The sequence below is a fragment of the Bianquea renquensis genome, assembly GCF_014384895.1.
Classification (GTDB): Bacteria; Bacillota; Clostridia; order Lachnospirales; family Bianqueaceae; genus Bianquea; species Bianquea renquensis.
Genome location: NZ_JACRSQ010000016.1, coordinates 1 through 26,601 on the forward strand (window position 1 = coordinate 1; position 26,601 = coordinate 26,601).

At 50.3% G+C, this 26,601-nt stretch carries 25 protein-coding genes and 1 other RNA gene; 7 read left to right on the top strand and 19 right to left on the bottom strand.

Annotation, left to right across the window (positions count from 1 at the left end):
- Positions 1-739 precede the first annotated feature (739 nt).
- The 5 genes from H8730_RS10950 to H8730_RS10970 all read right to left on the bottom strand — a co-directional run bounded on the left by H8730_RS10950 (position 740) and on the right by H8730_RS10970 (position 5,366).
- A complete protein-coding gene (locus H8730_RS10950; RefSeq protein WP_177717788.1) occupies positions 740-1,213 on the bottom strand; it encodes a CBS domain-containing protein in 474 nt (157 codons plus the stop codon).
- 330 nt (positions 1,214-1,543) lie between these two features.
- Positions 1,544-1,801 carry a hypothetical protein gene (locus H8730_RS10955; RefSeq protein WP_177717786.1) on the bottom strand — a complete coding sequence of 86 codons (258 nt, stop codon included), beginning with the start codon at positions 1,799-1,801 and terminating at the stop codon, positions 1,544-1,546.
- Between the two features lie 65 nt (positions 1,802-1,866).
- Positions 1,867-3,411: a Mur ligase family protein gene (locus H8730_RS10960; protein WP_177717784.1), complete on the bottom strand. Its 1,545-nt coding sequence runs from the start codon at positions 3,409-3,411 to the stop codon at positions 1,867-1,869.
- A gap of 15 nt (positions 3,412-3,426) precedes the next feature.
- Complete coding sequence (gene cuyB, locus H8730_RS10965) at positions 3,427-4,149, bottom strand: cysteate racemase (RefSeq protein WP_177717781.1); 723 nt, start codon at positions 4,147-4,149, stop codon at positions 3,427-3,429.
- The gene (locus H8730_RS10970; RefSeq protein WP_177717779.1) at positions 4,146-5,366 is read right to left on the bottom strand and encodes a carboxylate--amine ligase; all 1,221 of its coding nucleotides are present in this window, start codon (positions 5,364-5,366) and stop codon (positions 4,146-4,148) included. The genes cuyB and H8730_RS10970 overlap by 4 nt, the downstream gene beginning before the upstream one ends.
- A 234-nt stretch (positions 5,367-5,600) precedes the next feature.
- Between H8730_RS10970 and H8730_RS10975 the strand changes: the two genes are divergently transcribed.
- Entirely contained in the window at positions 5,601-6,566 is a 966-nt protein-coding gene (locus tag H8730_RS10975) for a sugar phosphate isomerase/epimerase family protein (RefSeq protein WP_177717777.1), read from the top strand.
- Positions 6,567-7,053: 487 nt separating this feature from the next.
- On the opposite strand, the gene H8730_RS10980 is transcribed toward H8730_RS10975, so the two are convergent.
- From H8730_RS10980 to H8730_RS11025, 10 genes are all read right to left on the bottom strand, one after another.
- Positions 7,054-8,400: an MATE family efflux transporter gene (locus H8730_RS10980; RefSeq protein WP_177717775.1), complete on the bottom strand. Its 1,347-nt coding sequence runs from the start codon at positions 8,398-8,400 to the stop codon at positions 7,054-7,056.
- A gap of 118 nt (positions 8,401-8,518) precedes the next feature.
- Positions 8,519-8,785 (bottom strand): pro-sigmaK processing inhibitor BofA family protein, encoded by a 267-nt coding sequence (locus H8730_RS10985; protein WP_177717773.1) that lies wholly within the window; start codon positions 8,783-8,785, stop codon positions 8,519-8,521.
- 90 nt (positions 8,786-8,875) lie between these two features.
- Positions 8,876-9,199 carry a DUF2508 family protein gene (locus H8730_RS10990; RefSeq protein ID WP_249289827.1) on the bottom strand — a complete coding sequence of 108 codons (324 nt, stop codon included), beginning with the start codon at positions 9,197-9,199 and terminating at the stop codon, positions 8,876-8,878.
- Between the two features lie 85 nt (positions 9,200-9,284).
- On the bottom strand, positions 9,285-9,884 hold the full coding sequence (gene recR / locus H8730_RS10995; RefSeq protein WP_249289828.1) for a recombination mediator RecR: 600 nt from the start codon (positions 9,882-9,884) through the stop codon (positions 9,285-9,287).
- A 47-nt stretch (positions 9,885-9,931) separates the two neighbouring features.
- Entirely contained in the window at positions 9,932-10,279 is a 348-nt protein-coding gene (locus H8730_RS11000) for a YbaB/EbfC family nucleoid-associated protein (RefSeq protein WP_249289829.1), read from the bottom strand.
- 105 nt (positions 10,280-10,384) lie between these two features.
- The gene (dnaX, locus tag H8730_RS11005; protein WP_249289830.1) at positions 10,385-11,989 is read right to left on the bottom strand and encodes a DNA polymerase III subunit gamma/tau; all 1,605 of its coding nucleotides are present in this window, start codon (positions 11,987-11,989) and stop codon (positions 10,385-10,387) included.
- 206 nt (positions 11,990-12,195) lie between these two features.
- Positions 12,196-12,458, bottom strand: an RNA gene (gene ffs, locus H8730_RS11010) — signal recognition particle sRNA large type.
- Between the two features lie 34 nt (positions 12,459-12,492).
- Positions 12,493-13,371, bottom strand: coding sequence for a putative ABC transporter permease (locus H8730_RS11015; RefSeq protein ID WP_177720124.1), 879 nt, complete (start codon positions 13,369-13,371; stop codon positions 12,493-12,495).
- Between the two features lie 87 nt (positions 13,372-13,458).
- Entirely contained in the window at positions 13,459-14,193 is a 735-nt protein-coding gene (locus H8730_RS11020; protein WP_177720125.1) for a TIGR03915 family putative DNA repair protein, read from the bottom strand.
- On the bottom strand, positions 14,190-15,449 hold the full coding sequence (locus H8730_RS11025; RefSeq protein ID WP_249289831.1) for a putative DNA modification/repair radical SAM protein: 1,260 nt from the start codon (positions 15,447-15,449) through the stop codon (positions 14,190-14,192). The genes H8730_RS11020 and H8730_RS11025 overlap by 4 nt, the downstream gene beginning before the upstream one ends.
- A 281-nt stretch (positions 15,450-15,730) precedes the next feature.
- Between H8730_RS11025 and H8730_RS11030 the strand changes: the two genes are divergently transcribed.
- From H8730_RS11030 to H8730_RS11045, 4 genes are all read left to right on the top strand, one after another.
- A complete protein-coding gene (locus tag H8730_RS11030) occupies positions 15,731-17,242 on the top strand; it encodes an IMP dehydrogenase (RefSeq protein ID WP_177715214.1) in 1,512 nt (503 codons plus the stop codon).
- A gap of 224 nt (positions 17,243-17,466) precedes the next feature.
- Positions 17,467-18,591: a tyrosine-type recombinase/integrase gene (locus H8730_RS11035; RefSeq protein ID WP_177715212.1), complete on the top strand. Its 1,125-nt coding sequence runs from the start codon at positions 17,467-17,469 to the stop codon at positions 18,589-18,591.
- 63 nt (positions 18,592-18,654) lie between these two features.
- Positions 18,655-19,029, top strand: coding sequence for a CidA/LrgA family protein (locus H8730_RS11040; RefSeq protein WP_177715210.1), 375 nt, complete (start codon positions 18,655-18,657; stop codon positions 19,027-19,029).
- Entirely contained in the window at positions 19,026-19,712 is a 687-nt protein-coding gene (locus H8730_RS11045; protein ID WP_249289832.1) for an LrgB family protein, read from the top strand. The genes H8730_RS11040 and H8730_RS11045 overlap by 4 nt, the downstream gene beginning before the upstream one ends.
- A gap of 56 nt (positions 19,713-19,768) precedes the next feature.
- Here the strand turns inward: H8730_RS11045 and H8730_RS11050 are convergent, their stop codons facing one another.
- Genes H8730_RS11050 through H8730_RS11060 form a run of 3 tightly spaced genes read right to left on the bottom strand, consistent with a single transcriptional unit; the run spans position 19,769 to position 22,949 of the window.
- A complete protein-coding gene (locus H8730_RS11050) occupies positions 19,769-20,920 on the bottom strand; it encodes a DHHW family protein (protein ID WP_177720155.1) in 1,152 nt (383 codons plus the stop codon).
- A gap of 36 nt (positions 20,921-20,956) precedes the next feature.
- Positions 20,957-22,378: an MBOAT family protein gene (locus H8730_RS11055; RefSeq protein WP_177720154.1), complete on the bottom strand. Its 1,422-nt coding sequence runs from the start codon at positions 22,376-22,378 to the stop codon at positions 20,957-20,959.
- Positions 22,379-22,388: 10 nt separating this feature from the next.
- Entirely contained in the window at positions 22,389-22,949 is a 561-nt protein-coding gene (locus tag H8730_RS11060; protein WP_177720153.1) for a DUF4358 domain-containing protein, read from the bottom strand.
- 180 nt (positions 22,950-23,129) lie between these two features.
- On the opposite strand from H8730_RS11060, the gene asnS reads away from it, so the two are divergent.
- A complete protein-coding gene (gene asnS / locus H8730_RS11065) occupies positions 23,130-24,524 on the top strand; it encodes an asparagine--tRNA ligase (RefSeq protein ID WP_177720152.1) in 1,395 nt (464 codons plus the stop codon).
- Here the strand turns inward: asnS and H8730_RS11070 are convergent.
- A complete protein-coding gene (locus H8730_RS11070) occupies positions 24,521-25,366 on the bottom strand; it encodes a PocR ligand-binding domain-containing protein (RefSeq protein WP_177720151.1) in 846 nt (281 codons plus the stop codon). The two genes, asnS and H8730_RS11070, sit on opposite strands and share 4 nt — an antisense overlap.
- Before the next feature lie 155 nt (positions 25,367-25,521).
- Here H8730_RS11070 and H8730_RS11075 point away from each other — a divergent pair, with 155 nt between their 5' ends.
- Complete coding sequence (locus H8730_RS11075) at positions 25,522-26,544, top strand: uroporphyrinogen decarboxylase family protein (RefSeq protein ID WP_177720150.1); 1,023 nt, start codon at positions 25,522-25,524, stop codon at positions 26,542-26,544.
- The last annotated feature ends 57 nt before the right edge of the window (positions 26,545-26,601 follow it).

A 26,601-nucleotide genomic window follows, 5' to 3' on the forward strand; every position in this document is an offset into this window, starting at 1 on the left:
ATTTGGAGTCCTCCCGAGTTTGTTGACTCCGGTCGGGCTTCGCCCTCCCTTCGTCAACAAACTCGATATCTCTTCCAAACTCCTTCGCTTTTTCGGTCTCACATCATTGACAAACGTACATCTAGCAAAAAACGCCGCCGCAAGGAGTGTAGGTCCGCCCCTCGGCTATCCTATAGAAAAAAAACAGGAATCCCACCGGACAGGATTCCTGATTCAACATAATACTATAATATGGAGGAGAAAAATAAAAATGAAGAATATGAAAACATGAAAAAGCTCTCACAAGATATATCATATCGAAAAATCGTGAATAAAATTTGACCTCCCGGTAAAGTTTCGATTAAAATCATGTTTTATTTGTGTTACAAGGCCACGCGGAACGGGATGGACTTTCCTATAGAAAATAAAAAAACAGGAAATCGAGATTGATTTCCTGTCCAAAACAAAACAGTATATATTTTGGAGGAGAAAATTAAAATGAAGAATATGAAAACATGAAAAAGCTCTTACAAGATTTATCATATCCAAAAATCATGAATAAAATTTGACCTCCCGGTAAAAGTTTGATTAAAATCTTGTGTTATTTGTGTTACAAAGCAAACTTTCAAGCCGCTCTGCCAGCCATTGGAAAAACGCCAGGTCTTCAGCAGGGCACTTCCTCTGCAAAGGCTGGCGTTTATACAATGTGGTCACTATAAAAACGGGATGTCCCCGCAATTTCATTTCCGTATGAAATTCATCACTGCATGTCAAGAGATACTTCTACTTTGCGACTCCAAGCATGGCTGCGGGACTGATTCTTTTTCATCGCCTTATCTAAGGCGCCATAACAGTAGTTGATGATGTCACTGCGCTTGATAATTCCGATAAAGATATCTCCGTCGTCCACCACGGGCACAAAACTTTGCATCCCGGCCAATTCAATCAGACTGTCCATACTGGCACTGATTCGGACCGGTCGATATTGCCAATATCTCGGAATCTGTGACAAGGGGATATTCTCAGTATCCTGAAACGTCAGATTGGGATTACGCTTCATCTCCCACAGCACGTCCCCTTCCGTCACAACCCCGTAATACCCTCCCGCTTCATCGATGATGGGAAGGGATTTATATCGATGATGCTCCATCTTCTCTAATGCCTGCCGCAATGTCATGTCCTTTTGCAGATACACGATCTCGTTCTTTGGAGTCAAAAAAAATGCAACATTCACGCCTTCAACTCACCTCTATTTCTCTCACTTTTCACTTATGTTTATGCAACCGTTCCCTGGGATATCCCTCCTTTCTCAGAGAATATTATACCTCCAAATTGTAACTTTTGCATGAACTCCAAATTAAAAATGGATTAAATTCCCGTAATAATTTTCTAATTCTTCTCCTGGGCGGCCCCTTACTTTTCATATTTTGTATCTAGTTTTCGAATCTAGCGGACTTTTCTGTAGGTAGAAGAGAAGACATCTGTCCATGGATTATCATGAACAGATGTCTTCTTATTTCCTACGATTCCGTATTCATCGACAGCTGTACCATCGCAAACAGACTTATTTCTCTTCCTCTTCCTCCTGGGAATCCTCTTCCGCAGGGGAGTCTTCCTGTCCGTTCTCCTCCGCCGTGTCAGATGGTTCTACCGTCTCCTCCTTCTGGCAGTCGCAGTTGGAGCACGCCTCGTCCTCCGAATCCTCATCAAAAACATCCTCGTCTACGGGATCATCCACAAATTTCTTCTTCAAATACAGAACCGCAGCGGCGCCCGCAGCAGCAATCGATGTAAATACCATAAACTTTCCAAACTTTTTCATTGCTACGCCTCCTTTCTATACCCGTATTATAGCGCCAGTCACGTATAAAGTCAATATATAGGTTTTCACTCTTTTTGGCGCGTATTATATTCTTCCAAATATTTTTTTGTGTATTCCACATCGGATATACAGGGAAGATAATTGGCGCCATACTTCTGCCGCGTTTCATTTCCCTTACCTGTAATCAACAGGATACAATTTTTTCCCTGTGCTATCGCTTTCTGGATCGCCTCACCGCGCTCTTCAATAATCTCATACTCGCAGTGCTGCGCTTCCACGTACTGCGCGATATCGCGGCTTATATCCATAAAGGGCTCCAGGCCTGGATCTTCCGCTACAATATAGACTTTTTTTGAGTACCGGCCTGCGATGGTCCCCAGATCCTCTCTTCTCAGCAGTGCTTTGAGACCTGGGCAGCCAAAGATGCTGATGATATCACGCCCCGGATACTCCTGTTGCACAGAGCTAAACAGTTTTTCAAAGCTGAGCTTGTTGTGGGCATAATCCACAATGGCGACAATTTGATTATCTTTGGAAGCATAGATCTCCATGCGGCCGCTGGACCTCGCCCTCTCCAGGCCCTCCACCATGTATTCCACAGGGATCCCCAACGCCATCACCGCCCCGATGGCCGCCAGCGCATTTTCCACATTGAAAAGCCCTGGCATCGTGAGACGGAATTGTCTGTCAAACTCCTTCGTCTTGACTTTAAAAACCGTATCATGGCCTTCTTTCTGGATATCATACCCAAAAATATTGGCCATGGGGTTTTGTGTGGAGAAGGTCAACATGGAGCTCGCTTGCTGTGCGGCTTTTCGTGTATCCTCCCACCGGTCTGCGTCCATATTCACCACAGCGGTGCGGCAGTGTTGAAAAATTTTAAGCTTTGCGGCAAAATAATCTTCAAAATCTGGGTGTTCCAGCGGGCTGATGTGGTCCTCGGAGATATTGAGATAAACCCCCACATCAAAGGTAATTCCGTCGACCCGGTCATATTTCAGCGCTTGACTCGATACCTCCATCTCCATATACTCGATATGACTGTTGACCGCATTGCGGAAGTGCATGTGCAAATCCATCGCTTCCGGTGTCGTCAGGTGGGACTCCTCCTGGATCACGCCATCATAGGTATCGATGGAGGAGATGATACCGCTCCTATTTTTCTGGTGATCCAACAGGTATGCGTCCAGGATATACTTCACGTAATACGCGGTGGTGGATTTTCCCTTTGTTCCCGTGATTCCAATCAAATTCAGCTCTTCCCAAGCTCGATTATAATAAAGATCGGCTATGACCGGCATCGCCTTCCGGATATCCTGTACCAAAAAAGAGGCGATGGCAGGGTCCGTCTCCCCATAGGCGGTCTCGCTCACATAAGCCAAGATCCCCTGCCGGCACACATCGCGAAAATACTCTTCCTTAAAGGCGGCTCCCTTACAGACAAAGAGCGTATTTTTCCCTAAGTCCTTTGAGTTGTAGGATAAATACTCCACCGGCTCCGCCGCGTCTGGGATATGGGCCTCCACAAGAAGGCCTGCCTCCTGTAATCGATCTCGATACTCCGAGAGGGTATGCGTTTTTATAGACGTATGCCTATTCACTCTGTTCATATGTGCCTCCAAGTCTCAAAGCTCTTTATATGGTCTGCCCGACATTTCAACAAACCGGCGGACCAATACATCCATGGCGTCCACAATGTCATCGGGCAAAGGGTATTCGTCTTTCAGGATTGACAATTCTGTGCAGGCTAGAATCATCACCTGACACCCCTGCTCCCGAAGGGAATCCGCGACTTGCGAAAATATATCCAGACTTCCCACTTTTCCCTTCTTGATTTCATTGTAAATAATATGCATAACGGCTGTCTGCATCAGTGGCGCTGGATAGACCGCCTGGATTCCGTAGGCGGCGCATTCCCTTCCATAGACATTTGCATGGACTGTCCCATCCGTAGCCATAATCCCGACTTTTTGGACATCTGGATACTTTGTTATAACTTCCTTGATTGTCTCCCTCACCATATGAAGGATCGGAATCGGACTCGCCTCCGCCAGCGCATCATAAAAATAATGGGTTGTATTGCACGGGATTGCGATATATTCCGCCCCCATATCCGCAAGTTTACGGCAATCCTCCTTCGCTTCCTTTAAAAAAGCCTCCGCCTCTCCAGTCAGTATGGCGCTCGTCCTATCCGGAATCGTCGCGTGATTCAGGATGCAGATGTCGATGTGCTCCTGGTCTCGGGCCGCATCGGTATGGGTGATTATTCGATTAAAAAAATAACATGTCGCCATGGGACCCATTCCGCCCAGAATCCCTGCTCTTTTCACACTCTCTTTGTCTTTCATTTTCCCGATCCCATATACTTTCGATATTTCACGTAATGGCTTACATAATTGCGCAGGACAAATCGAAGTCTGGCAAAACCAAGATCCCCTTTGTAGAACATGGGATTCACGTACCCATACTCCCTGAGGACATCCTTCATCTCGATCTTAGCGAGGTCATTGCGCACGTAGCGAAACGCCACTCTCCGAGGAATCACGAGCCATAACTTCCGCTTGCCCGCGAGTACAAGATCCAACTTCTTATTTTCGATATAATCCTGGACGATATAGGTAGCCAGGTTGTAGCCGGCGCCCGTCACATAATAGTTGCTCCGTCCTTGCCGCAGATTGATCTCAAAGACTTTGAATTTTTTGTCGCGCTCATCATATTTGATATCAAAATTCGAGAATCCCGTGTATGAAATCGCCTCTAAAAAGCCTTTTATCTTCTCCATCAGTTCCCGGTTCTGCTCTGTGATGATGACGGCGTGGTTCCCCAGACCGTGGGGGGTATGCTCCTCGAGGAGAACATGGCCCAGACACATGAGTTTAACCTTTCTGTCCTTCCCAGAATAGGACGTGAGAACCCGCATGTAGGAATCGTCCCCCGGTATAAAATCCTGGATGATCAGGGAATCCGCGTAGCCGGCCCCGTAAATCTGTCCGATTACCTGGTTCAACTCTTCCCGCGTATTCAGTTTATAGACCTTCTTCTGCGTCTCAAAGGGATGCTCCCAATAGGCCACGCTGTTGGATGGTTTCAAAATATAGGGTGCGCCAAAAGGCAGCTCATAATTCATCCCCATCTCCGCTTTGTAAACAAATGTATCGGGATACTCTAGGCCATATTGATCGCACATTTTATAGAAATTTTCTTTTTTTATCAGTTCCTCCATGAGGGAATAGTCAATGTACGGCGCGATTACATTTTTTGCAAACTGCGCTTTATTTTGACTGATCAGCGCCGCATAACTGTCCCCGCACCCGATGGCGATCAGGGTTTTGTCTGGGAATTTCGCAGCCAGATCGTTCACTGTCTTGAGGAACACATCCGGCTGATCGATCCTCTCATTGGCTGTGAAGTCCACAATACGGCTGTTATAGCTGGGTCCGGTTGGATACTTTCCAATCACCATGGACTTTACCCCGTAAGCCTCATGAAATGCCCTTGCCATACTATATGTGTTGATGTCGCTTGCAAATAAAACGGGAATAAACTCCCTCTCCGTAATCTTCATGTCTGCCTCCCATTAACTGCTTTCCTTTGCGGATAAAGGCGCTTTCGTCAGCTCCTTGAATGCTCTAGAGCCGCGTATCTTACTGTAGGATACCATTCCCACCCTTGTTCGTCAAGCCTCCGATCTGAAAAAAATGAAAAAACCGGAGTTTCTATTGAATTTTATGGATAGGTGTGATAGAATTTAACAAGAAACCATGTGTAAACGATTACTTTTAAGTAGGAGGGTTTTGCGATGAAATTAGGAGTATTGACCGTTCCCCTGTATGGTATGAACTTGAAAGACACGATGAAATATTTGAGTGGCCTGGGCGTCCAGTCTTTGGAGCTGGGCTGTGGCGGATCGCCCGGAAAAACTCACCTTGACCCGGATGTCTATCTGAATGACGATGCCAAGATCGAAGAGTTGAAGGGTTGGCTGGAAGACTATCATATGGATATCAGCGCCCTGAGCGCCCATGCGAATCCCGTCCACCCACAGAAGGACGTCGCCGAGGCGGCAAAACAGGATTTCAAGAATGCCGTTCTGCTGGCGGAAAAGCTGGGGGTCGAAACGATTGTGACCTTTTCCGGCTGCCCCGGAGACTGCGATGATTCCCAATATCCCAACTGGGTTACCTGCCCTTGGCCCGATGATTTTCTGACAGTTCTTGACTATCAGTGGAATGAAAAGCTCATCCCCTATTGGAAAGAGGCTGTCGCCTTCATGCGTGCCCACGGCATCAAAAAGGTTGCCCTGGAGATGCATCCTGGATTCTGTGTCTATAATCCGGAGACGCTGCTGCGACTGCGCGAGGCCGTCGGCCCGGAAATCGGCGCTAATTTTGATCCCAGCCATCTGATCTGGCAGGGTATTGACCCTGTGGCCGGTATTCGGATGTTGAAGGGTGCCATCTATCATTTCCATGCCAAAGATACCCGGATCGATCCCTACAATACAGCTCGGATCGGTGTCCTGGACACCAAACATTATAGCGATATTGAAAACCGTGCTTGGGTTTTCCGCACCGTGGGGTACGGCACCGGAGAACAGAAATGGAAGGAAATGGTCACCGCTTTGAAGACCGCGGGATACGATGGCGTTATGAGCATTGAACATGAAGACAGCATGATGTCCGTTAAGGAAGGTCTGGAGAAGGCCATCGCTCTGCTCAAGAACGTGCTTGTCTACGAGCAGCCTGGCGAAATGTGGTGGGCGTAAGCTCCATCACAGAGAGCCTAAACAGGGGACTGTTGCACGAAGCTGAATACTGTGCACAGTCCCTTTTTTTCGTCCGCCCCCATTCCGCACTGTTTCCATCCCCCCAACCTGCATATGAGATTTGGCAGAATACTAATATTTAAACTACAGTCAAATGGTTAATTAATCAAGGATTCCGACAATTTTACAAAATTATGCCAACCAGGATTGGACTGTTATTTATGGATTCTAAAATGTTTTTTCCGGGTATAATACTGTGTTCATGTCTCTCCAATCATTTTACGAAGGATGGCAGAAAAGTAATACCCAACGACAAAACCAACCTGCCTCCGATCGCTCCCACAGGCAATTTTGAATCCGATGACGGTTTGTTTTGCCTCTTCGATGCAAATTACATCAAACCGTTAAATCAATGTCTAGCCAGTAACAAATTTATAGATTCTTGCCAAATGGCGTATAGGGACGTTTACCGTCTGAACGGCCCCGTCTACGCGGAGGGTTTCCGGGCGATTCGTTGGATCTTTCGCATCGACCCGTAGTAGGATACGACCAGCAATAACGCCCCGCCAATCCAGGCGGAAGCCTCCGCGATCCCAATCATAGAAAAGCCCAGCGCCGCCGGCAAGACAAAGGGCAGCGATACCCTTAACAGCAGTTCCACACCGCTGGCTGCCATGGGCAGAACTGTATTCCCCATCCCTTGTAGCGCGGACCGGTAGGTTGTAATCAACCCAAGAAACGGTAGCGCCACTGTAATGATGCGGACATAGTCCGCCCCAATGGCGATAACCGCCGTCTCACCGGGCGGGAGTAGAAGTGATAAAATGCCGTCAGCGCCCAGAAAAACGATGACCATAATCAGAGCACAAATTCCCATGGTCATCCAAAAACAATGGCGCAGTCCCAGGCGAACTCTGTCCAAACGCTGGGCCCCCATATTCTGCCCAGTATAGGAGGTCATCGCAGCGCCCAGGCAGATGGGCGGCTGGGCGATGATATTTAAAATTTTATTGCCGGTGGTGTAGGCCGCAATATACAAGGAGCCATATAGATTCACAACATACTGTAAAATCATCGCTCCAATATTGATAATAATATTCTGGAGAGCCATGGGAATGCCAAGTCTCAGCAAAGCCCATATGCGGTCCCCCTCAACCTTCCAATCGCCGCGGTTAAACCGCAAAAATGGTATTTTATAGATGGCAGCAAGACAGCAAAATAAAGAAAAGCCTTGCGCAATCAGCGTCGCCACGGCTGCGCCTGACACGCCCATTCGAAAGACGATGACAAACAAAATATCCAACACAACATTGATCACCGAAGCCGCAATCATGGCCAACAGCGGCGTTCGACTGTCACCAATCGCACGGAGGATGGCAGCAAAAAAATTATAAAAAAGGGTGATGCCGATACCGGCGCTCAAGATCTGCATATACAAGTTAGCTTCCTCGAGCAGTTCCTGCGGCGTGTGCATGACACGCAACAGCGGCTTTGAAAAAAAACATCCTCCGGCTGTCATGAAAAGGGCTGTAATCGCGGTTAGAAGGGCTCCTGTTCCGATGAGCTTGCGAAGTTTTTCATAATCCCGTGCGCCGTACTGCTGTGCCGGAAGAATTGCAAACCCCTCCGCCATCCCCATCCCAAAGCCTAGAATCACATAGTACACAACCCCACTGGCCCCAACCGCCGAGAGGGCGTCCACCCCCACGCCGCGCCCCACAACGACGCTGTCCACCATATTGTATAACTGTTGGAAAATATTTCCTAAGAGAATGGGGAGCGAAAAGGTAAGCAATAGCCGTGCAGGTCTCCCCGCTGTCATGTCCTGAGCCATAGTGATTGATCTCCTTCAACGATTGGCAGTACGTGCGTATGCATTGATCATTATACTGCATCTTCGTTAAAAAAGCAATCGATATCCTTTCCCGCTCATCATGCAAAGTCTGAATCTGTCATAAAATCTGATGTATAATCATCAGCATAGCGGCGCCTGGAATTCCCAGAATTCCGCAAACCCCAGCCGTCACGGGATTGAGCCCGACCGAAGCATTCGCGCCAAAGATTGCGCCTATAGCCCACAGCAGGCAACAGCCAACAGCCGCATTCCGCACAACGCGGCCCGCAGTCTTGGCGAATTTCGGAAATATCAAAATCAAGACCGACAAAGCCAAAATCGCGATTATCCATATTACGATGAGTTGCTCTCGAGTCAATTCCATGGGTATCATCCTTACGATCTTCTACCTTAACTATATGCCCTGTCCCTCCAGAATATACCGAGATCGATAGGAAAAGAAAGCCGGTTCTCCCTATGCATGGGGGAGAACCGGCGCTGCCTTGCCATCCTGTATCTGCTGTGGCGCCTCTCGGCGTAAGGCGCTGTCCATCTGCTTGATATTGCAGAAGTGATAGTCATACCTTGCTTCCAATGATTTGATTTCATAGATGACGCTATCGACCAACTTCTCATCTGTAACTGTTTCCAGCGCCTGATATAATCCATCCAACTCCCGCCGGACACTGCCCAGAGCGTCCAATTCTTCCTGCCGCTGGATGGCAAGAAATTGGATCTTTCTGCGGAGCGCCGGATCCATTTTGGGGGAAGAATGGCGAGACAATGAAAATATTGCCATGGGCTTTCCTCATTTCTATCCTGGTCTGATACTAACAGTATAGTCCAAAGAAAGAAAAAATATACATTGTCTCCATATAAATCAATTAAAGGGGCACTCTACCTTCCAGTGCTCTAGCAAGGGTTACCTCATCGGTATATTCTAGGTCACCGCCAACAGGCACCCCATTGGCGATGCGGGTGACTTTAATCCCCAACGGCTTGATAAGTTTCGACAGATACATGGCGGTGGTTTCGCCCTCCACTGTGGGATTCGTCGCCAGGATGATCTCGTGGACTTCGTCGGAGCGAAGCCTTTCCAAGAGCTCCTTGATCTTTAAATCCCCCGGCCCCACCCCGCCCAGAGGGGAAATGACGCCGTGCAAAATGTGATACAGCCCGTTGTATTGCTTTGTCTTTTCATACGCGGCCATATCCCGTGAGTCCTCAACCACCATGATAGACCCGCGGTCTCGGGATGGGTCCGAACAGATGGGGCAGATCTCGGAATCCGTCAGCGTACAGCACTGGCGGCAATACCGAACTTCCCGCCTCGCCTGGACAAGCGCTACTGACAGCGCGTTTACCTCATCCTCCGGCATACCGATAATATGAAAGGCAAGGCGCTGGGCCGTCTTTCGTCCAATGCCCGGCAGCCTTGCCAGCTCCTCAATCAACGTCGTCACAGGATTACCATAATAATCCATATATCAATCTCCATTTCGAAATGCGCTGGCGCAAATAAATTTTCAGATTAAAACAATCCGCCGGGGAGATTCAATCCGCCGGTGATGGTGCTCATCTGCGAGTTCACCATCTCATCGGCCTTGCGCAGCCCCTCGTTGATTGCCGCCATCACCAGATCCTGCAGCATCTCAATATCCTCCGGGTCCACCACTTCAGGCTTGAGCTCAATCTCCACGACCTCCTTGCGCCCGTTGACGACAACTTTTACTGCCTCGCCGCCGGCGGTGGCCTCCACGGTCTTCGTCTCCAGCTCCTTCTGCATCTCTTCCATCTGGCGCTGCATCTTCTGCGCCTGCTTCATTATATTATTCATATTGCCAGGCATCTGCCCGCCATATCCTCCGCGTTTTGCCATGGTACAACCTCCTGTGATAATATCTGGTATCTTTTATTGTAGCCGATTTAGCACAAAATAGCAAGGGGAATTTCATTTTTCCACATGGGATCCAAAAACCACGGCTTACTCCCATGTGATATCGGAATGAATATTTTTGATCACGTCGGCCAGATCACTCTCCGCCGGCGGTGGCGCTCCTTTTTGCAATTCGCCGTCGGTCACCGCCAGTATCCGATAGCGCGTTCCTGTGTTCTGCTCGAGAAAGGCTTCGATCTCCCGCAACTTTTCCCCATTTTTTTGGTTCAACTGATCACGGTAGATGGCCTTTCCCGTCACCAAAAATAGAGAATCTTCCTCCTCCCCCGGCGTCAAGGTCATCATATTTAACAGATAAAAGGAGGGCTGCTCTTTAACCAGCCGCCTCTTCAAGTCCGGCCACCTGTCCAGCAGCTCCTTGACCGCCCCTGCGGCTGGGCGGCTGGCCATTGGAGCTGTCACCTGCTGTTTTGCCTTCTCCGGCCGCGGCGGTTTTGGCTTGGGGGCAGAGGCGGCGCCTGTGCTGAGTTGAGGGGGAAGTCCGCCGGCCAATTTTTGTTCCACCGCGTCCAGCCGGCTGCGCAGCGCTTCGTCCGTGTGATCGTCCTCCGGATGGCAGAGCCGCAGGAGTCCCACTTCGATCAAGACTCTCTTCTGGGATGAATATTTGATCTGATTCTCAAGCTTAGACAGTTGGGTAATAAAATAGGTCAATTGATCCGCGCTTAAGGATTGTGCCTGCTCCGTCAGGCCCTTCGCCCGATCCGCGCTGATTTCCAGCAGCTCCACTCCAGCGGCGCCCAGCGCCTTGGTCATAAGCGCATCCCGAAGATGGCTGATCCAATCGGTCAGAAATTGGGAGGGATCCCGGCCCTTGCTAAAAATTTCATCCACGCATTGCAGACAGGCCATGGCATCCGCGCCAGCCAGGGCTCGCGTCGCCTCATAAAAGATTTGCGTGTCCACAGCTCCCAATACATCGTACACCTTCTCCAGCGTAATCCTCTGTCCTAGGTAGAAAGAACTGCACTGATCCAATATGCTCAGCGCATCCCGCATAGCGCCATCGGCCATCCGGGCAATGTATTGCAGCGCATCCTCGTCGGCCTCCAGCCCTTCCTTCTCCGTCAAGGTCTGCAGCTGTTTCGCAATCTGCGCCGTCGTAATGCGGCGAAAGTCATAGCGCTGACACCGTGAAAGGATCGTCGGCAGAATCTTATGGGGTTCCGTCGTCGCCAGAATGAAGATAATGTGCTCTGGGGGCTCCTCCAATGTCTTCAGCAGTGCATTGAAAGCACCGGCCGACAACATGTGAACCTCATCGATGATATAAACCTTGTACCTCCCTTTGGCCGGCGTATACTTCACTTCCTCGCGGATCTCACGGATGTTATCCACGCCGTTGTTGGATGCGGCGTCGATCTCCACCACATTGAACCCCGTCTCCGCTTCCTGGCACAGCTCGCACTCATTGCAGGGATTGCCATCCCGCGGGTTCAAACAATTGACCGCTCGGGCGAAAATCTTCGCTGTTGAGGTCTTTCCTGTCCCCCGCGTCCCGCAGAACAAATACGCGTGCCCGATCCGCTGATACTGGATTTGATTTTTCAGCGCCGTCACAATGGGATCCTGCCCCACGACTCCGTCAAAATCTCTCGGACGCCACTTCCTATACAGCGCCATATACGACATCCGCACCAGCCTCCTATCTAGTAGTCTCTCCCATACGTCTGCTATCATTATACTACGATTTTCTCAAAAAAGAAAGTGTGAATCCTGATTTCGATCCGCTCCCACAGGGCAGAATCCTCCTATTCGAATCTGCGGCCCCTCACGGCGGACTTTCCTATAGCATAGAAAAAAGCACTTGGCGCTCTGCCAAATGCCTCTTTCTGACTCCGTGCATCCATCTTTGATCCTGACCAATGGGCGTTACCTGAGAGGGCAAGCTCAAGCCAGGCAACCTCGCGGCACATAGAGGGGTCCGCTTAGTGCTGCTTCCTTCCGGACCTGACACGGTTCACAGAGCTCTATTGCGCGAGACCCGGCCGTCAACGCTCCCCTGCAGAGGGCAGCCCCACCGGCTCAGACCGAGGATGGATATCACCCCTGCTATAGCGGATTGCAGGTACAGGGCGCCGCTACCTCCCCAGCTGCACGAAGTAGTACTAGTATACCTATTTTTCCTGCGCCTGTCAACCTTTTTTTTCGTCCTCCCTCGAATCTCCGGTCTCTCTCCCATGTTCTTTCAACCAGCCTTCTAAGCGGTTGCGAAGCTCTGACAGACGGCCTGCCATCTCCACTTTCGACTGGGATAGATTGGGAAATGCGCGGAGAAGTCGATTCTGCTTCCTCTTTCGCTGTTCCTCCTCTGCGCTTCGGTACTCTGCCAGCCGCTGTTTGACCTGCTCCAGCCACTGCCGTCCCTCCTCTGATGCCTGCTCCCATCTCTCTTCTAAGTTCCGAATCACCTCGGGCTTAGGCAGAGACTCCAACAGCTTTTCCAGATCCTCCCGCCATTTTCGGGAATTGGCCATATCGCCCCGCAGCCTCAGAGCCGTCCGGGTGGAGAAGACAAGGTCAAAGACAAAGGCAATCACGATGACGGCCAAAATGATCCAGTGCCATCTCACGCTGATCCGGCCTAGAAGCTCTGTCACACAGGGATGTATGCCGTACATCAGGGCCAGTCCCAGCACGCCAAATTCCAGTGCGTTCAGCAGACAAACCCGGCCTTTTATGTTGAACCGCTTGTTGGAATAATCCCACCATTTGGCGTGGAAGATGGTCTCCAAAATCCAAGCTGTCACATATTCCACAATGGACACCACCAGCAGAGACGTCAAAAACACCAGCGGTGGATACTCCTTCAGCGGTGTCAGCAGCAATATGATCAGAATGGCTCCTGTACCGTAAACTGGGCAGATGGGACCATTTAAAAACCCCCGATTGACCCAGTGACCTTTGGAGACCGACACATAGATAGACTCCACCAGCCAGCCTATTGCGGAATACAAGAAAAATAAAATACCATAATCCACAACACGCAGGCCAGCCTCAAAAAAGCTTTGCATGCACACCCCATCCTTATCCATATTCTTGTTTTATTGTATCATAAGAATACAGGCTTGGCAAGACGCGATCCGTATGATCGTGACAGTCTATCGCGGCTGGAACTCTGTGACAAAGCTGCGGTATCTCTTCGGCACAAAATGGGCCTGCAACTTAGGATTTTTGCGGGCCTCAATGGCGATATGCTCAAAATAGCCTTTCCACAGCGCTTCCAAATTTCTCTCTTTTTCGCTTCGGTATTGCAGCAAATCCACATCAAAATCCCGCTCCAGCCACTGTCCCCTGGCATAGACGCCAGCTTTCTGCCTGCGGCGATCGTAGATAATAAACTGTTCCCGCTTGAAACGGTCAGCAAAATGAGGCATAAGGATCCGTGTCATGTCATAATCCGGTGTGTAAGCCGCGTACAGAACCCCCTGAATATCAGAAAATCGGAGAATTCCCAGATACCGGTGCACCTGTCCGCTCACCTTTTTGTCCAGCTCGTGGATGGGCAGTATCCACGGATGTGTGCGATATCCGTCTACCTGAGGACCATAGCGGAAACACAGCCGCAGATAGTTTAGGATCCGCGTATCTTTCTCCAGATCCTCCGCGAGAAAGCAGCGGTACGCTTTGCTGACAATCTCATCTCCAAGCTTCTCCTCCATAGCTTCATAGACTTTCTTTGCTTTCTCATCATCCCGCTCCACCACGGCGCAAGTCTCACCGAGCTGCTGTTGAAACCCATCGACCGCATAGATCGCCGAAGCGCTCCCACAATAGTAGTGTGCGTAGACACAGCACAGGAATCCATCGAAGCTCCCGTCATATAGGTAAATCATCGGCCTATGCCTCCTTCGAAGAGGGACAGCTGGGTATAGGGCTTTGGGTTCTCCATACATCGCAGTTTGTCTTTGATATTGTCTTCGTGAAAATGAATATCGCCATAGAATTTTCCGCCGCAGGTGATAAAGTACTTCGCCCTCTTGAGCACAACCCCCATTTTTCGGAGGGTATCATAGGAGATGGACGCCAGAGCCCGCTGACGCACGATCCGCTGGGCCGATGTGGGGCCAATCCCAGGGATTCTGAGCAGTTCCTCGTAGTCGACGCGGTTGATTTCCATGGGAAACTGATCCATATGGTGGAAGGCCCAGTTGATCTTGGGATCGAATTCTAGGTCAAAAAAAGGATGGGTTTCATCGAGCAATTCTTTTGCCTCAAATCTGTAGAAGCGAAGCAGCCAGTCCGCCTGATACAGGCGGTGCTCCCGTTTCATCGGCGGCGATAGATTCAGCGCTGGCAGGCGAGCATCATGATTTACCGGAACGTAGGCGGAGTAATAGACTCGTTTCAGGCGATATTTCTGATACAGATTCTCTGTTGTGTTGATAATCTGATAATCCGTATCGGGAGTCGCTCCGATGATCATCTGAGTCGACTGTCCGCTTGGGGCGAAGGATGGGGCTGACCGAAAATGCCGCTGATCTTCCAGATACCCACTGATAGAATTGCGGATCTGTACCATGGGGGCCACCAGTAGCTTGGGATTCTTCTGGGGCGCTAAGCTGCGCAGGCTGGATACCGTTGGCAGCTCAATATTGACGCTGACCCTGTCGGCCAACTCCCCCGCCTGACGGATCAACGCCGGGTCCGCCCCCGGTATGAGCTTCGCGTGAATATAACCGGCAAATCCATATTGGCGGCGCAGAAGAAAGAGGGTCCGGCATATTTTTTCCATGGTATAGTGTGGATTTTTTTCCACTGCGGAACTGAGAAATAGGCCCTCAATATAGTTTCGGCGGTAAAACTCCATGGTCAGTTCCGCTACCTCCTCGGAGGTAAAGCTGGCCCTCGGGACATCGTTGGTGATTCGGTTGACGCAGTATGCGCAGTCGTAGACGCAGGCGTTCGTATGCAAAACCTTTAGCAGGGATACGCAGCGGCCATCCGCTGACCATGTATGGCAGATGCCGCACGCTGTTGCATTTCCCAGCGCGCCGGTATTGGATCGGTTGACTCCGCTGGATGCACAGGATACATCATACTTAGCGGAGTCCGCCAAAATCTCAAGTTTGTCCAATAATGTCTGTTCCATATGGTTACCTTCTTTCTCCTCTATGCCATTTCGAGAACTAATGTTCTTATACTATAACACATTTCTCCTTTTTATGCAAATATTTGTTCGCATTTCTTTCGAATTTTTTGCTGTAGAAACTCGTTCACAGAGGCTCTTTTCTTGCCTGTGAGGGTAACATGTTTCTTTTTCGGAATAAAGTGGCTTGACAGTAGAAGAATTCTTCATATATAATATAAGATAAAACCAAGTTACCCTTTACTTTTTACCCGTGAAAAAATTGATAAGGAGACGAACCGAAAATGGCACTTTATTTTGATGAACCATCCCGGACCTTCAGTGAATATCTGTTGGTACCCGGATATTCCTCCGCCGAGTGCATGCCATCCAATGTATGCTTGAAGACTCCCCTGATTAAATACCGCAAGGGTCAGGAGGAGTGCCCGCTGACGCTGAATATCCCGTTAGTTTCCGCGATCATGCAGTCTGTATCCGGTGAACAAATGGCAATCGCGCTGGCGACAGAGGGCGGCATCTCGTTTATCTATGGTTCCCAGTCCGTGGCCAGCGAGGCTGCTATGGTTGCCAGAGTTAAGAGTTACAAAGCCGGATTCGTGTGCAGCGATTCCAACCTTCGACCTGACGCCACCCTATCCGATGTCTTAGCTCTAAAAGAAAGGACAGGGCACTCTACCATGGCCGTGACGGAAGATGGAACAGAGGCCGGCCGGCTGTTGGGCATTCTGACAAGCCGGGATTACCGCGTGAGCCGTATGTCTCTTGACACGAAGGTGAGCGAATGCATGACGCCCTTTGACTCTCTGGTCTACGCGAAGGAAGGCGTATCCCTTAAAGAGGCCAACGATATCATCTGGGAACACAAACTCAATGCACTGCCCATTATCGATGATGCAGGCCGGTTGAAATATTTTGTATTCCGCAAGGATTATTCATCTCACAAAGAGAATCCCAATGAACTGTTGGACGCTGACAAGCGCTACATCGTCGGCGCCGGTATCAACACCCGCGATTATGAGGAGCGCGTGCCCGCGCTTGTGGAGGCCGGAGCCGATGTCCTGTGCATCGACTCGTCGGAGGGCTTCACAGAATGGCAGAAGCGAACCCTGGATTTCATTCGGGGCCGATACGGCGATTCGGTTAAAGTCGGCGCCGGCAACGTAGTCGATCGGGAAGGGTTCCTGTACTTAGCAAAAGCCGGGGCCGATTTTGTAAAGGTTGGGATCGGGGGAGGCTCCATCTGCATCACCCGAGAACAAAAAGGCATCGGCCGCGGACAAGCAACAGCCGTCATCGAGGTCGCCGCAGCGCGGGACGAATATTTCCGGGAGACCGGCATCTATGTTCCCATCTGCTCCGACGGCGGCATCGTCTATGATTACCATATGACACTGGCTCTGGCCATGGGCGCGGATTTCCTGATGCTGGGACGCTATTTTGCCAGATTTGATGAGAGTCCCACCAACAAACTCAATATCAACGGCAACTATGTCAAGGAATACTGGGGGGAAGGCTCCAATCGCGCCCGCAACTGGCAGCGATACGACCTGGGCGGCGCAAGCAAGCTCTCCTTTGAGGAGGGGGTCGATTCCTATGTTCCCTATGCCGGAAGCCTGAAGGATAATGTTACACTATCCCTGAATAAGGTAAAATCCACCATGTGCAATTGTGGCTGTTTGACCATTCCGGAATTGCAGAAGAATGCGAAGATTACGCTGGTTTCCGCTACCAGCATCGTCGAGGGCGGCGCGCACGATGTGATTCTGAAAGAGAACAATGTGAATGTAATCAAATAACTGGCGGAGCTGACCAATTGGGCGATAAGCCGCCGTACTGTGGACAGTCCATGTTCAAGTGCGGCGGCTTTTTCTACTACTACTTATGAGGAATACAGATGTTGCTATGAATGGGCCTTATCGGCTAATTTGAATACTTTTCCATAAGTCCGATACTATTTCCCTTTACTGGTGAAACTTCTGTTTTAGATACTTGTAAAAATTAAAAACGGGAGGTCATAAGTATGCCTAGGCATGGAGAGAATATATACAAGCGCAAGGATGGCCGCTGGGAAGGGCGATATATCATCGGATACCGCGAATCCGGAAAAGCGAGATATGGAGCTGTTTATGCTCATTCCTATCAGGAAGTCAAGCAAAAGTTGAATCAGGCCAAGAATGGCCAGCTAGTGAAAAAAACCGCTGTCACCGTGGAAGAATTGTTCGATCTGTGGTTGGAGCGGGAGCGATCCTTTGTCAAACAGTCAACCTATTCCAACTACTATACCCTAATCCGATCCCATATCCTTCCGGAGATCGGGGGTATGCGTCTAGACAAAGTCACCTCGTTTATCCTGGATAAATTGGTCACACAAAAATTACAGGACGGGCGTCTGGACAATAGCGGTGGCCTCTCGCCCAAAACGGTACAGAATATCGTGATCATAATAAAATCGGCCTTCAAGTTTGCCCACCGTGAATTTCATATTCCCAACGTCGCGGAGAACATTGGGCTGCCCCGGGTCTCGGCGAAGGAGATTGAAGTCTTTTCCAATGAAGAAATCGTTCTGCTGACCCAGTATCTGACCGCAGACTGCGATATCTCGAAGATGGGGATTCTCCTCTGTCTATATACAGGGATCCGGTTAGGGGAAGTCTGTGCGCTGAAATGGAGCGATTTTGACTTTCAGGAAAACTTTCTTAAGGTTCGCAGGACCATCCAGCGCATTCAAAATCCAGAACCTGAGCCTCCGAAAACGAAGGTCATCATCGACAGCCCGAAGAGCGTGAAATCCATTCGAGACATTCCACTTCCCAACAACCTGTCAAAGGATCTGCGCCGGTATGCACAGATGTCATCGGGGAATGGATTTTTCTTAACAGGGAGCCCCTATTATTATATTGAACCCCGCACGTACCAGAGCCGCTATAAGATGTACTTGCAGAAGGGCCGTATACCCTACCGCAATTTTCACGCTCTCCGCCATACCTTCGCGACAAAGTGTATCGAGCTTGGGGTTGATATCAAAAGCCTCAGTGAGATCCTGGGGCATTCCTCCGTCACCATCACGCTTAACCGCTATGTGCACTCTTCCATGGATCTGAAACAGCAGCAGATCAACAAGCTGGAGCAGCTGGCGAGTTTATAAGCGCTCTTTGCCCCGCCTCTAGCGCTCCGGAATGAGATTACTATGAAATAGAGGAAGATTTCTATGAAAATCATACTTCAAATCGGGATCATCTTTCTGATCTGCCTTGTGGGGGAGGGGATTGCCAGCATTCTCCCCTTTTCCTTTCCCTCCAGTGTGATCAGCATGTTGCTCCTTTTTCTTCTTTTATTGCTGCGCATTCTGCGGCCTGAGCACATCCGCCAAAAAACGGATTTTTTATTGAAGAATATGGCGTTCTTTTTCATCCCTGCTGGCGTTGGAATTTTGGAACAATTCACGTACATTCGGGACAGCATGTTGCCGATTCTCCTGATCTGTGTGGTCTCCACGGTTCTGACCTTTGCCGCCACCGCGTATACCGTCAAGGCCGTCTGCGCTTTGCAGGAACGGCTTCGTAAGCGAGGGAAAAGACTATGAAAGACGTCCTTCTATCATCGCCGCTCTTTGGCATCTGCCTCAGTATCTTTACCTATGAGGCTGGTGTATGGATCAATAAAAAACTAAAAACCCCTGTGGCCAATCCCTTGCTCATCGCCATCGCGCTCATCATCCTAATCCTACAGATATTTCGCATACCGCTGGAAAGCTATGCTGTTGGAGGCGATATCATTTCCATGTTTCTCGCCCCCGCAACCGCCGCCCTGGCGATCTCTATCTACGGGCAGCTGGACATCCTTAAACGCAATTGGCTGCCGGTTCTCGCCGGAACGGCCGTGGGCTCCGCGGTATCCATGACGAGTGTTTATCTCTTATGTCAGGCTTTTTCCCTCGATGAAAAATTAACGGCTTCCCTGTTGCCGAAGTCCGTCACCACCCCAATCGCCATGGGAATTGCAAGACAAAACGGCGGCATCGTCCCTGTAACCGTCGCCGCCGTCATCTTCACTGGAATATTGGGAGCCATTTTGGCCCCGCTCCTCATTCGGCTGTTCCGGGTCCGCAACCCCATCGCCGCAGGCCTGGCCATTGGTACCAGCAGCCACGCTGTCGGGACATCCAAAGCGCTGGAACTGGGTGAGACACAGGGCGCTATGAGCGGAATCGCCATCTGCATGGCTGGAATCATCACCGTACTGTATTCTCTACTCCTCACCGCGTAGCTGCACTGTCATAAGCGAATACAATCTGTGTCCATGGCATTACCCGATTTATCCTTTTAACGAAGCAGCTTGCCTAAATTTCGATCCTCTATAAACTGAGGCCCGCCGTACAGGAACAAAAGGTCCGTTATCCCCTCGCCCTGGATATACGCGGAGAGACTCCCATTGAAATACCGGAGGTCTATCATCTGTACTTCCTGAAAATGATTCACCGCAAAAGGAGTAAAGCTGTTGGCATACGAGTCCTTGATGATCAGCAGCTTCCGCTCCTCTTCTACATTGGTCCTGATCCTGGTGAGCGCCTGATTTCCATTCAGATATACGGGATATTGATCTTTTTGGGACAGATACTCTTCCATGTACAGGCTGGAGTAGGTCACTTCCTCCTCCTGGTTGTAGGTGACCGTTACCCGGATATCCTCTCTGACAGGACAGTAGCGATACATGGTATCAGGCTCTGCAAAGGGATAATTCGCTTTTGAATACACTGTCCCCAAAAATGTATGGCTCAGGGGTTCAGCCTGGAAGTCATCCAACTGCCAGGGCGTCTCCCCCCGGGCATTCATCCAGACGCGGTACGCGTAGTAAGCGCCCAGGGTCGTCCAGTGATGATCCGTGCGATAGTAGATATAGGAATCCTGTGCTTCTGCAAGGACCGGTTGGACATCCACAAGGGTCCCCTCCGGCAGGAGAGGGCGCAGATGATCCGACAGTTCCCTGCTGGCCCAGCCCGGCGCATAGGCGGGCAACTTCTCTGTCAAAACCTGACTGGCCGCCGGAGCAAGAAGGACTTGAACTCTGCCCATGCCCAGCTTTTCCGTCTGCGCTGCGATAAACTGGCTGAGATAGGAACAATTTTTTTCATAATACGAGCTGGCAAGTTCCGATGCATCGTGGCGTTCAATCAGGTAGCCATCTTTTGCAAAAAAAACATGGTTGCTCTCCCTTTTTCCCATGGCCAGCTCCGCAAGGGTCTTCACGCTGACCCATGCATCGCGGCCCAAGAATTGATCGGTCAAATAGGTCTCGAACTCTTGTCCAAAAACGCCATCAAAAAAACGCGCCACTGACCATTCCGGCTTTCCTGCAAGATACCGATTTTCATTTTCTGAAAAAATCGTATCTTTTTTTAATGCGTTGGCCAAAGACAGTCCGAAGAGCAGTACAAGAAAAACGACCACAGTGAACCGTGCCTGTTTTCTTTTCATGGCAGCCTCCATATAAAGGATATTTGCTTGCTCCAGTCAAAATCGGAAATATAAAAACGGATTGTAGGTCGCATCTACCAAATACGCGGTGGATATCAGAAAAATGGCCACAAGGCCAATGTTTTGAAGCAACACCGCGGCATTCTCGTGTCTTTGCAGAAGCTCCATGGCCTTGGCAAGCAACCGTTTTGGCAGCTGTGTCGATCCTACTACAAGAATGATCAGCAGCGTGGCATTGGTGTAAAGCAAATATACCGCGTCCCCGTTGACAAACCCCGCACCAAATCCTCCAAACATTGCCTTTAAAAATCCCAACCCCTGAGGAAGGGATTCAAAGGCAAACAACAGCCATCCAAAGAGCACAGCAAGCAGTGTATAGACATGGGATACCCAGGATGGCGCTTTCCGGAGATAGGGCAGTAAAAACAGCTTCTCCATCATCAGCAATATGCCAAAGTACACACCCCACAGAAGAAAATTCCAGCTCGCCCCATGCCAGATCCCTGTCAGGGCCCACACAATGGCAATATTGCGAATCTGTTTTCCCAGGCCTTTGCGATTTCCCCCCAGGGGGATATAGACATACTCCTTGAACCAGGTCCCCAACGAAATATGCCAGCGCCTCCAAAACTCCGTTATGCTCTTGGATTCATAGGGATACTGGAAATTGTCATGAAAGTGAAAGCCAAACATGTTGCCCAGCCCGATAGCCATATCGGAGTAGCCAGAGAAATCAAAGTATATCTGAAATCCAAAGGCCAGCAGTCCGAGCCAGGCTGTTAGCGCTGGCATCTGTTCAACCGGCAGTTCCTGGATGCCACTCCAGACAAGACCGATGGTGTTTGCCAGGAGAACCTTCTTTCCCAGCCCCACCACAAATCTCTGAACGCCGCCCGCAAAAGAATCCACCGTCTCCCGCCGGTGGGTCAGCTGATCCGCCGCTGTCCCATATCTCACAATAGGACCTGCGATCAGCTGCGGGAATAATGCCACATACGTGCCGAAATCCAGGATATTATGCTGCGCTCTGGCCTCCCCCCGATATATATCGATGGTATAGGACATGGTCTGAAATGTATAGAAGGAGATTCCGATGGGCAGGGGAAGCCGGAGCAGCGGGATCGACGTGCCCAACAATGCGTTTACATTGGCCACAAGAAAATCCGAATACTTAAAAAAGCCAAGCAAACCTAAATTGATGATGACGGAGGACGCCACTGCCCCCTTAGCTCTCCGCGTCTGTCCGCGGCTTTGAAACCGCTCAACAAGAAGCCCGTGGATAAAGTCCACTAAGGTGGAGAACAGCATGAGACAGACGTAAACCGGCTCCCCCCAGGCATAAAAGACAAGGCTCCCCAGGAAGAGGATCAGATTTCGAATCTTGCGGGGAGCCACATAGTAGACGACCAGTATAACCGGCAGGTAAATAAAAAGAAACAATAGACTGCTGAAAACCACGGATGCCCTCCTATTTTGATTCGACTCCCAACACTTTGTTGATGGCGTCGATGGCAATCTGGTTTTGTTCCTGGGAAGCCTTCAGCATTTCTGACTCATCGCCCCGCTCTAGCATCTCATCGGGAATCTGGCCAAGCATGATGAAAAAGACGTAATCCCCAACAACATAGACCTGGGAGGCTTGAACCTTACTGATATTCATGGGGTATTGTAGGGTATCGTTGACGAGGGTTTCTCGATAGGCATCCAACGCCTTCTTCGCCTCCTCCACCTTGCCGTCGGCCGCTTCCAGCCCCACAAACGTATCCACTTGCGCACTCATCATGGGCCCCTCGGCAATTATCTCTTTTGCCATGTCCTGCTTGATTCCAAAGAGATCCTCCAACATCACTTCATCATAGGGCATACTTGGAATATAGTTGTCTCCGTAGGCATTCTTCACCGCCTCGTGGATCTCCTGGAGCTTTCCGGACTCCACCTTTACATCGCTGTTGTCGCTCTCCTTTTGACAGCCGGCCAGGGCGGCCACCATCAGACTCAGAACCATCATGACTGCTACAACTCGTTTCATTCGTTTTCCTCCATTATTTTTGTGAATTCTTGTATGATCCCTCTGTTCTTGTAGCAAGTACAGGAAAAAGTAACATGGACGATTAAATTTCCTCTGAATTCTTTGTATCCCCCTTGTCTAACTTTTTTATTCATAGTATAATAGGGCTTAATGCCACATTTAGAAAGGGGTACTCCTATCATGAGTTACACTCTCATAAAAGATTTGTACGCCCATGCGGAATCCTTCGCAGGCCAGTCCATTACTGTCAGCGGATGGGTCCGCAGCATTCGGGATTCAAAATCCTTGGGCTTTCTTGTCCTCCACGATGGCACATGCTTTGCCACACTTCAAATTGTCTATGAGGAAGGTACGATCTCGAACTTTCAAGAAATCAGCCGGCTGCCTGTGGGTTCCGCTGTCATCGTCACCGGAGAGGTCGTTTTAACTCCCAACGCGAAACAGCCCTTTGAGCTGAGAGCCGCCTCCATCGACATAGAAGGGTCTTCCACGCCCGACTATCCCCTTCAGAAAAAACGTCATTCCTTCGAATATCTTCGAACGATCGCCCATCTGCGCCCAAGATCCAACACCTTCCAGGCCGTCTTTCGGGTTCGGTCTCTGGCCGCTTACGCGATTCACCAGTTTTTTCAGGATCGGGGATTTGTCTATGTCCACACGCCCCTCATCACGGGAAGTGACTGCGAGGGCGCCGGCGAGATGTTCCAGGTCACGACGCAGAATCTAGCGCACTATCCCCTGACGGACCATGGGGCGCTGGACTACAGCCAGGATTTCTTTGGGAAACCTGCGAACCTGACAGTCAGCGGGCAGCTCAGCGCCGAGACTTACGCGGCCGCCTTTCGGAATGTGTACACCTTTGGCCCCACATTCCGCGCGGAAAACTCCAATACGCCCCGGCACGCAGCGGAATTTTGGATGATTGAGCCGGAGATCTCCTTTGCCGACCTTCAAGATGACATGCAGCTGGCGGAGGATATGTTGAAATACGTGATTCGATACCTGATGGATCGCGCGGCGGATGAATTGGATTTCTTCAACAGCTTCGTGGACAAAACGCTGCTTCAACGCCTGACGCATATTGTAAACAGCGATTTTGCGAGATGCACCTATACCGATGCAATTGAACATCTGAAAAAGGCGGACCGTCCATTTGAGTACAAGCCCGAATGGGGCTGCGATTTGCAGACAGAGCACGAGCGGTATCTGACGGAGGTTGTTTTCGGCCGTCCAGTCTTTGTGACGGATTATCCCAAGGACATTAAGGCGTTTTATATGCGCATGAATGAGGATACCCGGACCGTGGCCGCCATGGATCTCCTGGTGGCAGGCGTCGGAGAGCTCATCGGCGGAAGCCAGCGCGAGGAACGTCTTGACATGCTGCTGGCCCGCATGGAAGAGCTAAAGTTGGATCCGGAAAATTATTGGTGGTATCTGGATCTGCGCCGGTACGGGACGAACCGCCACGCCGGTTTCGGTTTGGGATTCGAGCGACTCATCATGTATGTCACCGGAATGGCCAATATCCGCGATGTTCTCCCCTTCCCCAGAACCGTTAACAATCTGGATTTTTAATCCACATTCTTCCACCGCAGACGAAATTCTCGCGGGGTTTGCTGGGTTTCCGACTTGAATACTTTTGTAAAATAATTATAATCGCTGACGCCACAGGCGCCGGCGATTTCGTTTATCGGTCGATCTGTCGTCAACAGTAGTTTTTTCGCGGCGGCAATCCGTCGCTCCCGCACAATCTGCCCCACCGTCGCGCCGCTGACTTTCTTCACCGCGCCCGCCAGCGATGTCTTCCCCATATGCAACGCCTGGCATATAAAGTCGATGGTGAGAGGAGCCGCCAGATTCTCATCGATGACGGCGTAGAGTCTCTTCATCAGATCATCCTGCTGCAAAGCGATTAAATCCTCCATCCAGATGAAACGGGCACAGATCTTGACCAGCTCCGTGGCGGATCGAATGTACTCTGTCTGCCGAATGGGTAACTCATAAAAAAATGTCTGTAGCTCCTCCAGGACATTGGCCGGTACCTGGTAGCGGAGGCATTGGGCGCGCGTGTGGCTCCACTGTTCCTCCAGGGAGGTGTCATCCAGCAGTTGCCCAATCATAAGGTACCCGTATGTCGTGTAATCATTCACGATAGGCGCGACTGCCTCCACAATGCCCATATGACAGCGATAGATGGAGAACTCCCGGCAATCGCGAAACGCATGGGCATCGCAGTCCAAACACTGCTGGGCGATGGCAGGGTACTGCCGCAGCCTAGTGCAAAAGCGGGAGGCCGCTTCCGGAATCGCCGCGATTTGTCTGTACTCGCGGCTGAAGACTCCAATCCGAACACCGCTGACACGGTAAAAGTCCCGAAGCAACTTTGTCAGCCGCTCCATGTTATATTGATATCGCATCGCTCTCCACCTCAGGCTAAAGTATAGCATATGGAGGCCCATAGCGCAACGTCTGCGCGAACGATTTTTCTACTTTTTCGCGTTTTTTTACCTATACGAATCCCGCTATCGATAAGTATACTAGAGAAAAAGTCTAAAAATGAGGTGTGTTTGAATTGACTAGGAGACAGCGCGTCATTAACAGCTTGCTTCACAGGGAAAGCGATATCATTCCCTATCACGCGGGATTTACCTCTCAGGAACTTGAAAGAGTGATTGCCTACACCGGCGATCCAGATTATCTTAAAGGGGTAGGATTGCACATGGCCGGCATCGATTACGGCGGCTGGCCTCACCCGCTTCCGGGCCAACCGGATTTCTACCAGGATGACTTTGGTGTGATCTGGAATCGCTCCGGTGCGGACAAGGATATCGGCGTGATCGATCATCCTGTGATTGAGGATCTGGAGGATTTCACCTATACCTGTCCTGTCTTTGACGAAGACCGTTTCCGCAAGGAGATTGAGGGCGTTTTAGCCACGCGTGAGGACCGCTTTACCTATGTGGGACTGGGATTTTCTGTCTTTGAGCGGGCCTGGAGCCTGTGTGGAATGGAGAACGTTCTCATGGGGATGCTCGCCTATCCCGAGGAGCTGGACCGGTTGCTGGACAGTATCTGCGAATTTAATTTGAACGTCATCTCTGTCATGTTGGAATATCCAGAGGTGGATGCCTGTTATTTTGGCGACGACTGGGGGCAACAGCACGGAACGATCATGGGGCCGGACCACTGGCGGCGCTTTATCAAACCTCGTCTGGCCAAAATGTACCGCAAGGCAAAAGACGGCGGAAAGTTCATCATCCAACATTCCTGTGGCGATATCCATGAACTTTTCCCAGACTTGATCGACATCGGATTGGACTGCTATCAAACATTCCAGCCGGAGATCTATGATATCGAAGCTGTGAAAAAAGAATTTGGCCGTCATCTCACTTTCTTCGGTGGAATTTCCACCCAACAGCTACTTCCCTCCGCCCCTGCGGAAGTGGTCAAAAGCGAGACCATCCGAATCATGCGCACCATGGGACCAGGGGGTGGCTATATCGCATCGCCAACCCACGCGGTGCCCCATGATGTTCCGCCGGAAAATATACTGGCTATGTTGGACGTGTTCACACACCAGGAGCGATACCTATAGTCGAGAAAAGAGCCGCTGCAAAATCGATACTTCCCTCGGAGCAAATCTTGTCGCTCG